Raw genomic sequence first — 13,622 nt, 5'->3', positions numbered from 1 at the left:
AACCGCTGCCGGACGCGTGGGGTGCACACTCGGCGCTAAAGCTCTAAAGGGACTCCGTGACACCTGATTAGAGGGTCGGGTAGACACAGACTCAAACACTCATTCTGTCAGACTTTTCGCCCCGATGGTAATTGTCTTCCGGCTGGCGTTCGCCGCGGGACCCGTGCAAGGATAAAAAGGCACGGTGCGCACCCCTCTCCCGCCACCGGAAGGGATGCGACTATGAACATTGAGTTTGCCCATTCGCCGCGTTCCACCGTTGGCGTGGAGTGGGAGCTCGCCATGGTTGATCGTGAGAGCGGCGAACTGGTCAACATCGCCGATCAGGTTTTTCATGAGCTCCGCCAGGCAGACGGTTCGAAGCATCCGAGCATCACCTCTGAACTCCTTCAAAACACCCTGGAACTAGTCAGCGGCGTACACACAACCGTTGCCGGAGCCGTCGCAGACCTACAGGGACAGCTGGCCGAGGTGCGTGCCGTGCTCGACCCGCTCGGAGTCGATGTTATGTGCGCGGGCAGCCACCCCTTTAGCCAATGGTTTAACCAGATCGTTACCGACACTCCCCGCTATCAGAAGTTCGTCGAGCGAACCCAGTGGTGGGGGCGCAATATGATGATCTGGGGTATACATGTGCACGTGGGTATTGACGACCGGGAAAAGGTTTTCCCCCTCTTGCACGGGCTCCTCACCTACTACCCGCACCTCCAGGCACTCTCAGCGTCAAGCCCCTTCTGGGCGGGCGAAGCCACCGGCTATGCCAGCAACCGGGCGCTGATGTTCCAACAAATCCCGACGGCAGGCCTCCCCTATGACCTCACCTCGTGGGACGAATTTGAACGCTATATCGATGATCTCACCGGTACAGGCATCCTCACCGAGGTCAACGAGGCTCGCTGGGATATCCGCCCCTCACCGCGCTGGGGAACTCTTGAGATGCGAGCATGTGATGGGCTCTCCACCGCCGAGGAAATTGGAGCCGTTACCGCGCTTATCCAGTGCCTCACCGAGAAGATGTCTAGCGACCTCGACAGTGGCATCCCCCTCCCGAAAATGCAGCCGTGGTTTGTGCGGGAAAACAAGTGGCGCGCGGCCCGATTTGGCTTGGACGCAACCATCATCGTCAATCCCCAGGGGGAGCAACAGCCCGTTACATTGGCTATCCGCAGTCTGGTCGATGAGCTGAGTCCTGTCGCCGAGCGCATGGGCTGCCTGGCGGAGCTCTACCAGGTCAACACCATTCTGGATACCGGGGCCAGCTACCAGCGTCAGCTACGCATCGCAGAATCCACCTCCGGAGATCTGCGCGCCGTCGTCTCATCACTCGCACAGGAACTCCGGCACGGCCTGAACTCCCCCAACGCCTAGTACACAAAGATTCAGGTACCACGGCGGATGCGATCAGAAATCGTGCTAGCGACCCAGAAACTTCTGCAACGCGGCCAACTCGTCCTCACTCGGAGCCGATGGGGCGGCGGAAGTTCCCCCGCCCAGCCCAAACCCGGAGCCAGCGGTCGTGACAGGAGTCTCAACCACCGAGGCCCCCGAGTTCTCGGCGGCACGCTTGGCCGGATTACCTGAACGCGAGCCCTTCTTACCCTTAACCTTCTGCTTACGTTTGGAGCTGAAGTTCGCACCGGGTACAGGACCCATCCCGGGAATTTGAGGCATTCCTCCCTTGGCAACTGTCTTCATCATCTTGGCGGCCTGTTCAAATCTGTTCACCAGGCTGTTCACCTCGGTCACAGTCGTGCCAGAGCCCTTGGCAATACGCAGACGGCGGGAGCCATTGAGTGATTTGGGCGTTACACGCTCGGCCCGGGTCATCGACTGAATGATGGCTTCGGTGCGCACAATCTCGCGCTCGTCGAAGTTATCCAGCTGCTCCTTCATCTGACCCATACCGGGCAGCATCCCCATCATCTTTTTGAGCGAGCCCATATTGCGCAGCTGCTGCATCTGCTTGAGGAAGTCGTCGAGGGTGAATGTATCGGTCGCAAATTTTTCCGCGACCTGACGAGCTTCCTCCTCATCGAAGTTCTGCTGGGCCTGCTCAATCAGGGTGAGGATGTCACCAAGATCGAGGATACGACTCGCCATCCGATCAGGGTGGAACGCCTCGAAATCGTCAAGACCCTCACCCGTCGAGGCAAAGATGATGGGGCGACCCGTGATGCTGGCCACAGAGAGAGCGGCACCACCTCGAGCATCACCGTCAAGCTTGGTGAGAACAACACCCGTGAAGTCAACGCCCTCTTGGAAAGCTTTGGCCGTGTTCACGGCATCCTGACCAATCATGGCGTCAATGACAAAGAGGACCTCGTCAGGGTTGATCGCCTGACGAATTTTGGCGGCCTGGGCCATCATCTCGGCATCTACACCCAAACGACCAGCGGTGTCAACGATGACAACGTCGTGCTGCTTCACCCCGGCATACTTTATTGAGTCTCTGGCCACCTGCACCGGATCACCCACACCATTACCGGGTTCGGGAGCAAAGATCGCCACACCCGCCTGCTCGGCGACGACGCCAAGCTGTGTCACAGCGTTAGGCCGTTGGAGGTCGGCAGCCACGAGGAGCGGGGTGTGTCCGTCCTTGGCCAACCATTTGCTGAGCTTGCCCGCGAGGGTGGTCTTACCCGCACCCTGGAGTCCGGCAAGCATAATGATGGTCGGCGGCTTCTTGGCGAACTCAAGTCGTCGCTGCTGGCCACCGAGAATGGCAATCAGTTCTTCGTTAACAATCTGCACGACCTGCTGGGCGGGGTTCAGAGCTTTATTCACCTCGTCACCAAGCGCACGCTCACGCACGTGACCGGTGAACTCCTTGACCACGTCGAGCGCGACATCCGCGTCGAGCAGAGCGCGCCGAATTTCGCGAACGGTGCCATCGACATCTGAGGCCGAGAGCTTTCCCTTTGTTCGCAGGTTCTTGAATGTGTCGGCAAGCCGATCCGAGAGGTTTCCAAAAGTAGCCATGACTCGACAAGTCTACTATCTGATGCGCCGACGTCCCGAGTGAGCTCTTTTTCGGCAACTCAGAGCTCCCCGCACAGCAGAATTACCACTCTTTATCTATTAATTGACTTGAGTTCATTAATAAATAGTAGGATGCTGGCATGACGGAAATCCTGCGTGCTGGCTTTGCCCCTACCCTGCTGAGCTATGCCCCGGGCTGGCTTCTCCAGCAACGAATTCATGGTGAAGTCGTCAGCGGCACTCGACCAAACACCCTCATTCTCTGCGAACACGAAAGCGTTTACACAGCCGGAAAACGCACGGAGCCCCAGCACCGGCCCCGGGACGGTTCGGCCGTGATCGACGTGGACCGAGGGGGCAGCATAACCTGGCACGGACCCGGTCAGTTGGTGGGTTATCCCATCATCCGGCTCGCCGAACCCCGCAACGTGGTGGGGTATATGCGCACGCTTGAGGAGGTTCTGATCCGAGCTCTCGCCACCTGGGGTATCTCGGGAGAACGGATCGCCGGGCGTTCAGGTGTATGGGTTCTCGGCGGCGGGTCGCCCGCAAAGATAGCGGCTATCGGACTTCGCGTCTCCCGCGGCGTCACCATGCACGGCTTCTCGCTCAACTGCTCCAACAGCCCGGAGGGCTTCGCCCGTATCACACCGTGCGGACTGAGCGATGTCAGCGTGACAAGCATCAGCGATCTTCTCGGGCAGACCATGACGCCGGAAGACTGCGCCGATACGGTGACCGCTCACTTCCTCACGGTCACCGGCAACGCAACCACAATCGCCCCGGTGGTGACCGCGTGACACGGCCGAGGAACCTCACCCCGCGCCCGACAACAGGATGCGACTCGACGCCCGCACAAGACAGCACCGATACCACCCCGGGTGGACGTAAACTCCTCCGAATCGAGGCCCGAAACGCGCAGACGCCCATCGAGAAAAAACCAGAGTGGATTAAGACCCGCGCCGCAATGGGACCCGCCTACCGTGAACTCACCGACTTGGTGCGCTCCCAGAAACTCAATACCGTCTGCCAGCAAGCCGGTTGCCCCAATATATTCGAGTGCTGGGAAGATCGGGAGGCAACCTTCCTCATCGGCGGAGCGCAGTGCACACGCCGCTGCGACTTTTGCCAGATTGACACGGGCAAACCCGCCACCTACGACACGGATGAGCCGCGTCGCGTCGCCGAATCGGTACGAGCAATGAACCTGCGCTACGCAACCGTAACGGGGGTGGCCCGCGACGACCTGCCCGACGAAGGTGCCTGGCTGCACGCCGAAACTGTGCGGAAGATCCACGAGCTCAACCCCGAAACGGGGGTAGAAATCCTGGCCACCGATTTCTCGGGTAACCCAGATCTCCTTCAACTCGTGTTCGACTCCCGGCCCGAGGTATTTGCCCACAACATCGAGACGGTGCCTCGCCTCTTCACACGCATCCGACCCGCCTTTCGCTACGAGCGTTCGCTCGGTGTACTGACGCTGGCCCGGGATACCGGGCTCATCACCAAGTCAAACCTCATCCTTGGCATGGGCGAGAGCCGAGCCGAGATCAGCGCAGCCCTGCGCGACCTGCACGCAGCAGGCACCCACATCCTCACGATCACCCAGTATCTGCGCCCCAGCCCGCGCCACCTCCCCGTGGATCGATGGCTCACACCAGAAGAATTTATCGAGATCACACACGAGGCCAAAGAGGTTGGCTTTGCCGGTGTACTCGCCGGACCACTCGTGCGCTCTTCATACCGCGCCGGGCGATTGTGGGCACAGACGATGACGGCCCAGGGCAGAACACTGCCACCCCACCTCGCCCGACTCGCCCAGCAACCCACAAATTTCACGCAGGCTGTGAACTAATACCGCCTGCGGCGACGGGTCATCGAGACAACTCAGCCGACAAGCTGCTGGGCAAAGACGTGGGGCGTGAACCCCGTCAGATCGCCAATCGCCTCGCCCTGCCCCACCAATTTGATCGGAATTCCCGTCTTCTCCTGCACCGCGAGCACAAAGCCCCCCTTGGCCGAGCCATCGAGCTTCGTGAGCACCAAGCCCGTCACACCCGCGTGCTGGATGAAAGCTTCGGCCTGTGCAAGGCCGTTCTGACCCGTCGTCGCGTCAAGCACTAACAAGACCTCTGAGACCGGGGCCTGTTTCTCAATAACCCGGCGAATCTTGCCCAGTTCATCCATCAACCCGCCTTTAGTTTGGAGTCGGCCTGCTGTGTCGATGATCACCATCTCGGTACCCGTCTCCACCGCGAACTGCACGGTCTGGAAAGCAACGGATGCCGGGTCCTGGCCCTCGTGCTGGGGCCGCACGATCTGTGCCCCCGCCCGATCAGCCCAGGTGGCGAGTTGCTCAACGGCGGCCGCGCGAAAAGTATCGGCGGCACCCACCACCACGCTGCGGTCATAGGAACGCAAAAAACGCGCAAACTTACCAATCGTGGTGGTTTTTCCCACACCATTCACCCCCACCACCAGAATGACAGCGGGTCGCTCGCTCAGCGTGAGCGTGGAATCCAACGCAGAGAGGCGTTCCTCGACGGTCTCGCGCAGCATCCGTCGCAGGTCTTTCGGGTCTGTCGTAGCGTATTTGGCAACCTGTGCACGCAGCTGGTCGATCAGCGTCTCGGTGAGGTCCGGGCCAAAATCAGCGGTAATAAGAGCCGCCTCCAAATCATCCCAGGTCTCCTCCGTGATCGTCTCACGCGAAAACATCCCACGAAGCGCGCCCGAAAGCGACCATGATTTTTCAGCCATACGCCCCATCCTATCCGGTGGGTCCTAGGCCGGATTGCTGACAGATTCACGATCAGCAGGTTCCGAAACCCGCTGCCCAACGACGGCTGAGACACCATCCTGACGCATCGAAACACCGTAGAGAGCATCCGCAATCTCCATAGTTCTTTTCTGATGGGTAATGACGATCAGCTGAGAGTGCTCACGCAGATCCTGAAAAATCGTAAGCAACCGCCCGAGGTTGGCATCGTCGAGGGCAGCCTCCACCTCGTCCATGATGTAGAAGGGGCTGGGGCGCGCCTTGAAAATCGCGATCAGCAGCGCAACAGCCGCGAGCGAACGCTCCCCACCGGAGAGAAGCGAAAGACGTTCGATTTTTTTCCCAGCGGGACGCACCGAAACGTCAATGCCGGTCGTGAGCATGTTTTCGGGATCCGTCAGAAAGATACTGCCAGTGCCCCCCGGGAAGAGCACCGGAAAAACGACGCTGAACGCGGCCTGGGTATCGGCGAAGGCGTCAGCGAAGATGCCCTCCATCTTCTCATCCAGCTCGCCGATGATCGTGAGGAGATCCTGCCGAGTCTTTGTGAGGTCGGCGAGCTGCTCCGTGAGGAAGTTATGGCGCTGCTCCAACGCCGAAAACTCCTCTAAAGCCAGCGGATTCACGCGACCCAACTGCGCCAACTTACGCTCCGCTGAGCGGAGACGTCTCTCCTGCTCCGCCCGCACGTAGGGGATACCACCGGGCTCGTCAGCCACCGATTCGGCTGCAGACCCCGGCTCCTCAACCGGATCAAGCAGCTCGGCGAACCCGGTACTACTGTCAAAGATCGGTTCCGCGGCCACGGGCTCAGCACTAACCGGGATGGGCTGATCGGGGCCATACTCCGCCACGAGAACGTCCTCAACTAAGCCCAATTCACTGCCAGCCCGCTCGAGAAGGCTCGACAGGCCCAGCTTCTTCTCGTAAATCTGTAACTCCAAGCTGTGCACATCGTCGGTCAAGAGGCGCAACCGCTCACGCAACTCGCTCTCCTCCCGACGCAGACGAGTGAGCTCCTCGTTTTGTGCGGCCAACTCCTGCTCCACCCGGCCCTGCTCCACCCGAGCCTGCGAGACGGAACGAGCTGCCGAGTTGAGCACATCGGGCAGGGCATCAGCCACCTCACGAGCAATCGCTACCTGGCGCGCACGGATCACCGCAAGCCGGGCAGACTCCTCGGCCTGACGACGCTCAGCCTCACACTGGGCACGCAGCGTGTCGAGCCGGGTCTGGGCGGCCCGCACCCGCTCCCGCGCGGTCTCCAGCATCAGGCGCGACTCGACCTCGACCTGGCGGGCCTCCTCCAGCTCATATTCGAGCGAGTCACGCTCACTCACGTCAAGGATGGGCCGCGGACGTGATTCGGCTTCAGCCAAGGCAGAGGCGGCGACGCTAAAGGCATGCTCAGCCTCCGCAACTGCGACGGAAGCCTCGTCCAAACCTCGCCGCACACGCTCAGCCTCCGCATACCCCGCTTCAGCCTGCACGCGCAAGCGGTTAAGTTTTTCGGTAATCGCTGCCTGCGCGGCGTCGTTCTGGCGGAGCTCGGTGAGCGCGCGCGCTGCCTGATCCTTGGACGCCTGCACCAGGCCACGCTGCTCTGTTAGCTCGTAACGGGCCGACTCAATCAGCTGCTCAACCGATACGAGCCGCTCGGCCGCCGCATCGCGGTCGGCGGTCAACTCGATACGACTTGGCGCGTTCCCGGAACCGCCCCGGAGAACCTGCTGCGTAAGTACCTCGCCCGCTCTGGTAACGATCGTGACCAAAGCGAGGTCGGAACGGCGCACAATTGCCGCGGCAACCCGACGCGCGGCGTCCAGGGAATCCGCGATCACGGTGTGCGCAAGGATTCCCAGGACACCACTGGGAGCCTGCACCACCGACAACGCGGGCACGACATCCTGCACGTCAGAGACATCGAGAGTGGTGTGTGGGGCAGAGGCAATGACAACCTCGACTCGCCCGAGTTCCTCACGGGTGGCCAGACCCACCGCCTCGAAAGCAGAATCATGGGTCTCAGACAACACCGCTTCACCCAGGGTGCCGAGCGCGGCACCGATAGCCGTCTCGTAACCCGGCAAAACCTGCACCTGATCGGCGACCCGCCCCCGCAGCCCCGCGGGGTGGGTCGCCAGAAGCTCGGCGCTCGCGTCTTTACGATCGAGAGCCAAGGACAGGGCGCTCACCCGGGCCGATAACGCCTCGCGCTCGCGCTCGTGGCCATGCAGAAGCTCGCGCAGCCGGTCAATCTCTACTTCAGCAGTGCCAAGTGTCAGCTGTGCCTGCTCGTAGGCCTCGTCAAGATCGTGGTCGTGCTGCTCGCTCTGATCCACCTGCTCGGCAAAAATCTCGTGGTCCTGAGCCGCCTTCGCGTGCCGACCGAGAGCCGCATCAAGAGCGTTTTGCTGGCGCAGCACCTCCCCGCGCACCGAGGCCAGGCGAGTTTGGGCGGTGTCCCGCTGGCCCGTCAGCTGCGAAATCTCCAAGTCGTGGCGCGAAACAAGGGCACTCTGCGCCGCGATGTGTTCATCAATCGCGTCGAGCGCCTCTCGGGCTGTCGCGGTACGAACCTGGGCATCTTCCCAATACAGCTCAGCAGCGGGAAGTGCATCAGCCAGATCGTCCACATCCTGCTCGGCCTCACTCACCGCCGCCTGTGTCACATGGTTTGCGAGTTCGGAGTGCTCTGCTTGGCTGCCCAGCAGCGCAAGGCGCTGGTTGGCGAGCGTGTACAAGCCACGCAAACGCTCCTCAACCGCCTCCAGACTGTAGGTGGTCTGGCGGGCGGTGTCTACCACATCGCTGACCTGCTGATGCTCCAGACGGGCAATACGAAGCTGCTTTTGTTCCAGCTGTTCCTGAAGCACGATACGCTCGCTGTGGCGTGAGGACTCGCTGCGATTGTACTCGTCGAGAGCGGTACGTAGAGTGACCACATCATCAGCGAGGATACGGGCCTTCGCATCCCGCACATCCGCGGCGATAGTCTGCGCTTCTCGGGCCACCTCAGCTTGTCGTCCCAGAGGCTTGAGCTGGCGACGGATCTCTCCGGCCAGATCGTTGAGTCGAGTGAGGTTCGTCTCCATCGCATCAAGTTTGCGAAGGGTCTTCTCTTTGCGACGGCGATGCTTGAGGATGCCCGCGGCCTCCTCAATAAAACCGCGGCGCTCCTCGGGGGTGGCCCGCAGGACGGCATCCAGCTGCCCCTGGCCCACGATCACGTGCATCTCGCGGCCCAGGCCGGAGTCGGACAAAAGCTCCTGCACATCCAGAAGTCGGCAATTTTCACCGTTGATAGCGTATTCGCTCGCACCGTTACGGAACAGGGTCCGGCTAATGGTGACCTCAGAGTAGTCGATGGAGAGCGCGCCATCGGAGTTATCAATCGTGAGTTGCACCTCGGCGCGACCGAGCGGGCCGCGCGTGCTCGTACCCGCGAAGATGACATCCTCCATCTTGCCGCCGCGCAGAGTTTTTGCCCCCTGCTCCCCCATCACCCAGGCGAGCGCATCCACCACGTTGCTCTTACCCGAACCATTGGGGCCCACAACGGCTGTCACGCCCGGTTCAAACACAAACGTGGTGGGCTGCGCAAAAGACTTAAAACCTTTGAGTGTCAGGCTCTTTAAATGCACGTGGCAGCCTCTTCCCCCTGCTTGCAAAACATCGTCCTGCTAACGCTACCGGATGCGCGGAATCATGCCGGAACACACGCGGGCAGTTCCCCGGATAAAACCGTTCGCAACTCCTTGATCTGTGGGTGCAGTTCGTCGAGACAGCTCCGTCCGGGACCCGGACTGAGACTCGCTGATTTAGCGTACCCGTTGGCACATCGGACAGAAAGGGCTCCCCTGTTCATGAAGCTCTCGTGCACGATGAGCATCCCACACCGCGCACACGGTTTACCCTGTTGACCATAAACGTTAAGGGAACGACTGAAATACCCCGCCTTCAACAGTTATATGGGGTGATATCCGAAGGGGTCCAATGATGGCCTTTCTGAGTCAGAGTGCGCGTGACGTCCCCGATATCTCTCCCTGGTAGCAGCGCACGTTTGCCAAACTATTCGTAAGCGCGCATACTATTGGCCATGAAGGTCATCGACTCCTACTCTGCTCCCACCGCCCATAGGGCCCAGCTCGTGTTCTCACGTTGGGCCGACCCCGCGGGGTGGCCAGCCTGGGATGCAGAAGTGCGGGAGGTCAGGTTCGAGGGGCCCGCGAAGCTGGGTGCACGGGGACGGATGCGCCCAGCCTCCGGCCCGGCTGCGACATTCTCAATCACAACGTTCGAGCCAGACAGGGTCTTCACAAACACTTCTTCCCTGCCGGGCGCGAAGCTGATCTTCGAACACCGAGTCACCCCGGCGGCCGAGAGCGCGGCAGTTGAGGTCACGGTCAGCGTCGAGGGATTCCTCGCTTCACTCTGGCACCGCATACTTGGCAAAAGCTTGGGGAACGCTGCACAGTCGAGCGTGACCGGGCTGCTCAATCACCTGGACGCAGCATGACTCGCGGCTGGCTCGGCGTCGTCTCCGCGGCGCATGTGCGCCGTGGCATCGAACTCGGCATCGCCCAAATCAACCACGGCAAACGCGCCCCGCTCACACGCATGCACGCCGACGACACGCTCATCTACTACTCACCGACAGAACATCGCGGCGACCGTGCGCCATACCAGCGCTTCACAGCGATCGGCTCATTCCCCGACGACGACATCTGGCAGGCCGATGAGGGCAGCTTCAAGCCTTATCGACGACGCATCGACTACCTCTCCGCGCGACCGGCTCCCCATGCCGCGCTACGCCCTCGACTCCACCTGACACAAGAGCCGAATTGGGGCTACCAACTCCGCTACGGACTCATACCGCTCGACACCCACGACGTGCAGATCATCACGGAGGCGATGTGCGTATGACCGGCACTCTCGATACCTCGTACCCCGACCCTCAGGCAAGCACCGGGCTGATGCTGTGGCGGGTCACGAACTCCTGGCAGCGCGAGATCCGTGCCACGCTCGCGCCCTGTGGCCTCACCCATGTGCAGTTCGTGCTCCTCGCGGTACTCGCCTCAATGGATAGCGCGAGCCCCGTTACGCAGCGCGACCTCGCCGAGCGTGCGGCGACCGATCCCATGATGACCTCGCAAGTACTCCGGGCGCTGGAGGACAAAAGTCTTATCGAACGCCACGCGCACCCGACGGACGGCAGAGCGCGCACCCTCATGATCACTCCCGCGGGCGTTCTCCTGGTGAACCGCGCCAACACCGCGGTTGAAGAGGCAGATCGCGACTACTTCTCACCCCTGGGAAACAGAACACAAACCTTCACAGCCTGCCTCGCGGCGCTCAGCGCTGCCGCTGACATCTCGGGCAGAAGTGCAAGCCCCGGTTCATGAAGTTCTCGCGCACGACCACCGCTCCACATCGGGGGCACGGCTCACCCTGCCGCCCATAAACGTTAAGGGAATGACTGAAATACCCCATCTTCAACAGTCACAGACGTTCATCTGCCAAAGCGGTCGGATCCTGTCAAAACCAGATACACGCTGAAAGGCTCCACCCGCCGGTAAAGAGTAGGTCACGTCTGCAATCCTTTACCCGAGCCGGGGCCCGACTCTGCAAACGATCTCCAGGGAGCTGACCCAAGTAGCATGGAGCTAAAACGTTCACAGCAGGAGAACAATGAGTTTATTCAAACGTAAGCCGAACCCGGCTACACCGGAGTCTGGACATGATCCGCGCTACGCTCGGCCGACACAGGTCGAGATGATGACGCACGCGCGCATCCCAGTGTTTCTCTCGAAAATGCATGCCGCGCACCCGCCACGCTGGGTGACAGTTCACGGTGATCGTCTCGAATCGGTAGTTGGCCTCGAATCAGAGGAGTATATGAGCGACTCAGACAATCACGAAGTCTGGTCGGTTGAGCACTTCATCAGCGACTTCCCGTTCGTAAAAGACTTCCTGAACGCAGCCAGCCCCGGTCAATCGGCGCTCTTTATCGACCAGTCGGGACGTTACTCCCTTGAGGAGGGCTGAGAGACAAGTTTTTCTGACCATGCTTAACAAGAATATGTCACCGACGGCGTTGGCACCTTGAGCAGAAAATGGCTCGATTACTCACCTTCACGGCAGTCAGACCTGCAATGCTCGCATTGCGGAATGCCAAATCAGACACGCGAACAAGCCGCAGCAGTTCGTGACTCAGCAGCAGCCGGATTCAATATCTCCGCACTCAAACTCCCTCGCAACGAATTTATCCGCGCCGCACTGAACCCGTTGAAGGGCAAGCTCTCGCTCGGGCCCAACGCATACCCGTATGTGCTGAACAATGCTGCCGCGTTCCTCGCAGTCTACGGTCACCAAAAGAGGTTACGCGACGGCGCTCTGCCGCTTGGCGAGGTCTGCCCTGAAACCTGGAACATCGTATATGAACCGATTCGCCAGCTCATCCATGTGGCCTATCACTTCGGACACCGTGCTGAGGACACAGACGGCGCAGCCAGTCTCGAACCCCTACTCTTTCGTGAGGGTGACACATACGAACTGATTCGCGGCCCATTTGTGCCGTCAGAACACCCGTCAACCGTGTGTCCGCCAGCTTTACCCCAGAGTGGGTTACAAACGAGGGCGAACCAGGTCGGCGAACCGCTCTGATACGATCTTGCCTCATGGCGTTGAACCAGAGACCCCACACCAAACCTGCCGTTTCGCAAGATAGGTCGCTCCTCACCACCGAACCAAACTCCGACTCAGATTCAGAGATTCGTAATCATTCAATTGATGTCACGGCCGCAGGTGTCACGATTAACGACACCTTGCTCGAAACACTAACCATCTCCTCGCTCACAGAGTTACTCGGTCAGCCGCGGATAATGCCGCCCGATGATCCGATGCCAGACAAGAATGGGATCATCGCCAACACGGTAGTGACTTGGGACTTAGCGGGAGTTTTCGCGCTCACTAAGGGCAACGATGAGGCCGTCGAGCTTCGTATTCTTCTTGCGAACGACCCAGATGGTGATGCGACGGTGCCGGCTCAGTTCGCACACAAACGACCATCCCATCTTCTGTCAGGAATCCTCACGGTTGACGGGCGGGCACCGCTTGACGCGATCCCAGCTGAGGAATTGCGCAATGCATACCTCTTCCTCAACGTTAATACGGGGAACTGGAGAGCAATATTCTTCCTGAACGCGACGGAATGCGGAGAAATTCAGAGAATGGAGTCCTCCGAACGACGCGCCAAAGCTGAGACCGACGAAGTGGCGGACATCGTTCGGGCCGCACCGCATCCCTTTGCCTGGGTGAGCATCAGCTACAACACTCCAAAGATCGTGAAGAAGTCGTCGGGTAAATGGAAGCATCCCGCGCCGAGCGAGCCTTCACTTGAACTGGCATCATTCCCCTTCCGCCTCGCGGTAATTCAGGAGCTTATGTACGAGCAGGATGCGCTCAGCCCACGTTTTGACGTCTACGATTTCGCGCAAGATCAAGGCGCTCGCTCGTTCGACCCCTACGAGCTTGGCGATGAGATCATCCCCTCGGTGCGCACCTGGTTCCGAAAACTATCAATTCCGGTCAGGCTCGCCGAACGCGTCGAAACGCTTGTGCTCGACGGGGGCAACGACATCTACCGGCAGCTCATCCCGCACTGGGACGGCGAGGACGACGTTTTTGATATCAAAAGCGTGAAGAACGAGGACCTAGCACCATTCACTCGACTGAGGAAGATTCAGGACATCGGTGGCTTACTCGGCCCTCGCGCGCAGGCGACCCTCATCAAACGAGGAATTGAAGTGGAGGATGAGGACGAGCATCATCAAGGTCTGGGGCTCGATTGAGAGCTACCGCCCTC

The 13,622-nt window shown here is 60.3% G+C and carries 12 protein-coding genes and 1 pseudogene; 9 read left to right on the top strand and 4 right to left on the bottom strand.

Features of this window, described 5'->3' with window-relative positions:
- The first annotated feature begins 222 nt into the window (after window positions 1–222).
- Window positions 223–1,368, top strand: a complete 1,146-nt coding sequence (locus FB466_RS09725; protein WP_141918154.1) for a glutamate--cysteine ligase — start codon at window positions 223–225, stop codon at window positions 1,366–1,368.
- Between the two features lie 45 nt (window positions 1,369–1,413).
- On the opposite strand, the gene ffh is transcribed toward FB466_RS09725, so the two are convergent.
- Complete coding sequence (gene ffh / locus FB466_RS09720) at window positions 1,414–2,979, bottom strand: signal recognition particle protein (protein WP_141918151.1); 1,566 nt, start codon at window positions 2,977–2,979, stop codon at window positions 1,414–1,416.
- A gap of 140 nt (window positions 2,980–3,119) precedes the next feature.
- Here ffh and lipB point away from each other — a divergent pair, with 140 nt between their 5' ends.
- Both lipB and lipA read left to right on the top strand, forming a co-directional pair.
- Window positions 3,120–3,779, top strand: coding sequence for a lipoyl(octanoyl) transferase LipB (gene lipB / locus FB466_RS09715; RefSeq protein ID WP_141918148.1), 660 nt, complete (start codon window positions 3,120–3,122; stop codon window positions 3,777–3,779).
- 101 nt (window positions 3,780–3,880) lie between these two features.
- Window positions 3,881–4,834, top strand: a complete 954-nt coding sequence (lipA, locus tag FB466_RS09710) for a lipoyl synthase (RefSeq protein WP_246054656.1) — start codon at window positions 3,881–3,883, stop codon at window positions 4,832–4,834.
- Between the two features lie 32 nt (window positions 4,835–4,866).
- Here lipA and ftsY read toward each other — a convergent pair whose 3' ends face one another.
- On the bottom strand, window positions 4,867–5,739 hold the full coding sequence (gene ftsY, locus FB466_RS09705) for a signal recognition particle-docking protein FtsY (RefSeq protein WP_141918143.1): 873 nt from the start codon (window positions 5,737–5,739) through the stop codon (window positions 4,867–4,869).
- Between the two features lie 24 nt (window positions 5,740–5,763).
- Window positions 5,764–9,399 (bottom strand): chromosome segregation protein SMC, encoded by a 3,636-nt coding sequence (gene smc / locus FB466_RS09700; protein WP_141918140.1) that lies wholly within the window; start codon window positions 9,397–9,399, stop codon window positions 5,764–5,766.
- A gap of 455 nt (window positions 9,400–9,854) precedes the next feature.
- Between smc and FB466_RS09690 the strand changes: the two genes are divergently transcribed.
- Genes FB466_RS09690 through FB466_RS09680 form a run of 3 tightly spaced genes read left to right on the top strand, consistent with a single transcriptional unit; the run spans window position 9,855 to window position 11,160 of the window.
- Window positions 9,855–10,274: an SRPBCC family protein gene (locus FB466_RS09690; RefSeq protein WP_141918136.1), complete on the top strand. Its 420-nt coding sequence runs from the start codon at window positions 9,855–9,857 to the stop codon at window positions 10,272–10,274.
- The gene (locus FB466_RS09685) at window positions 10,271–10,681 is read left to right on the top strand and encodes an EVE domain-containing protein (protein ID WP_141918133.1); all 411 of its coding nucleotides are present in this window, start codon (window positions 10,271–10,273) and stop codon (window positions 10,679–10,681) included. The genes FB466_RS09690 and FB466_RS09685 overlap by 4 nt, the downstream gene beginning before the upstream one ends.
- Window positions 10,678–11,160: a MarR family winged helix-turn-helix transcriptional regulator gene (locus FB466_RS09680; RefSeq protein WP_141918129.1), complete on the top strand. Its 483-nt coding sequence runs from the start codon at window positions 10,678–10,680 to the stop codon at window positions 11,158–11,160. The genes FB466_RS09685 and FB466_RS09680 overlap by 4 nt, the downstream gene beginning before the upstream one ends.
- On the opposite strand, the pseudogene FB466_RS09675 reads toward FB466_RS09680, so the two are convergent.
- Window positions 11,111–11,245, bottom strand: a pseudogene (locus tag FB466_RS09675) (zinc finger domain-containing protein); the annotation flags it as partial. The gene FB466_RS09680 and the pseudogene FB466_RS09675 overlap by 50 nt on opposite strands.
- 201 nt (window positions 11,246–11,446) lie before the next feature.
- Here FB466_RS09675 and FB466_RS09670 point away from each other — a divergent pair.
- The 3 genes from FB466_RS09670 (at window position 11,447) to FB466_RS09660 (ending at window position 13,608) form a co-directional block, all read left to right on the top strand.
- Window positions 11,447–11,803 carry a hypothetical protein gene (locus FB466_RS09670; protein WP_141918124.1) on the top strand — a complete coding sequence of 119 codons (357 nt, stop codon included), beginning with the start codon at window positions 11,447–11,449 and terminating at the stop codon, window positions 11,801–11,803.
- 123 nt (window positions 11,804–11,926) lie between these two features.
- Window positions 11,927–12,421, top strand: coding sequence for a hypothetical protein (locus FB466_RS09665; protein WP_141918121.1), 495 nt, complete (start codon window positions 11,927–11,929; stop codon window positions 12,419–12,421).
- Between the two features lie 14 nt (window positions 12,422–12,435).
- Window positions 12,436–13,608 (top strand): DUF6892 domain-containing protein, encoded by a 1,173-nt coding sequence (locus FB466_RS09660; protein WP_141918117.1) that lies wholly within the window; start codon window positions 12,436–12,438, stop codon window positions 13,606–13,608.
- The last annotated feature ends 14 nt before the right edge of the window (window positions 13,609–13,622 follow it).

The organism is Klugiella xanthotipulae (assembly GCF_006716695.1).
In the GTDB taxonomy this organism is placed as follows: Bacteria; Actinomycetota; Actinomycetes; order Actinomycetales; family Microbacteriaceae; genus Klugiella; species Klugiella xanthotipulae.
Note: the sequence above shows the minus strand (reverse complement) of the source record. Positions and strands in the feature narration are given on the sequence as shown.

Bases quoted from the DNA above. Each gene is read 5' to 3' on its own strand.
- FB466_RS09725 (WP_141918154.1), top strand. From the start codon at position 223: ATGAACATTGAGTTTGCCCATTCGCCGCGTTCCACCGTTGGCGTGGAG.
- ffh (WP_141918151.1), bottom strand. From the start codon at position 2,979: ATGGCTACTTTTGGAAACCTCTCGGATCGGCTTGCCGACACATTCAAG.
- lipB (WP_141918148.1), top strand. From the start codon at position 3,120: ATGACGGAAATCCTGCGTGCTGGCTTTGCCCCTACCCTGCTGAGCTAT.
- ftsY (WP_141918143.1), bottom strand. From the start codon at position 5,739: ATGGCTGAAAAATCATGGTCGCTTTCGGGCGCGCTTCGTGGGATGTTT.
- FB466_RS09690 (WP_141918136.1), top strand. From the start codon at position 9,855: ATGAAGGTCATCGACTCCTACTCTGCTCCCACCGCCCATAGGGCCCAG.
- FB466_RS09685 (WP_141918133.1), top strand. From the start codon at position 10,271: ATGACTCGCGGCTGGCTCGGCGTCGTCTCCGCGGCGCATGTGCGCCGT.
- FB466_RS09680 (WP_141918129.1), top strand. From the start codon at position 10,678: ATGACCGGCACTCTCGATACCTCGTACCCCGACCCTCAGGCAAGCACC.
- FB466_RS09670 (WP_141918124.1), top strand. From the start codon at position 11,447: ATGAGTTTATTCAAACGTAAGCCGAACCCGGCTACACCGGAGTCTGGA.
- FB466_RS09665 (WP_141918121.1), top strand. From the start codon at position 11,927: ATGCCAAATCAGACACGCGAACAAGCCGCAGCAGTTCGTGACTCAGCA.
- FB466_RS09660 (WP_141918117.1), top strand. From the start codon at position 12,436: ATGGCGTTGAACCAGAGACCCCACACCAAACCTGCCGTTTCGCAAGAT.